A 523-nucleotide genomic window follows, 5' to 3' on the forward strand; every position below is an offset into this window, starting at 1 on the left:
GTATCGGATCAAACAGCTACGATTATCAAAGCCACATCCAGCACGAATTAGAGCATGCAATCGGCATGGGACATCATGCAGAAAGTAACACTGCAGCGATCAACTGTTTGATGTATCCCAGTTCGGATTTGGGAACTACGAAGCGTATGTGTAATTACGAGGGCATCACTCGGGAATGGATATATGGCAAGCGGCCCTAAAATACACAGCGCTGCACTCGCCGTTCTTCTAATTGGTTGAGCTGGCGATAATAGCAGCGAGACGCCTGCCGATGTTGCGCTCGGGTCGGCCGGGGAGACTATTTCGCTGGGGACATGCTGCGGCCTCGCATTGCGCGGGGAGCGCTATCAGCCGCTGCCTTACGAGGACAACATCGTCTACCGCATCGAAGGGGACGGGTTCTCGATCAAGCTAGGCGTCGGTCAGCCCTTCATGACCCTGCCTGAGGGGGCGGCGCCGGTGGATTCGCTTGATATCGCGGGATGCGCCGTGGCGAAATACGGGTCGGATGACGCGAAGCGGG

At 56.4% G+C, this 523-nt stretch carries 1 protein-coding gene; it reads left to right on the forward strand.

All coding sequences use genetic code 11. From position 1 onward, the window contains the following. Window positions 1–330: 330 nt before the first annotated feature. The coding region (locus tag F2B26_RS17320) for a hypothetical protein (protein WP_210766861.1) at window positions 331–523 on the forward strand (193 nt) is incomplete at its 3' end.

The organism is Cellulomonas citrea, from assembly GCF_009829685.1.
GTDB classification, from domain to species: Bacteria; Actinomycetota; Actinomycetes; order Actinomycetales; family Cellulomonadaceae; genus Cellulomonas; species Cellulomonas citrea.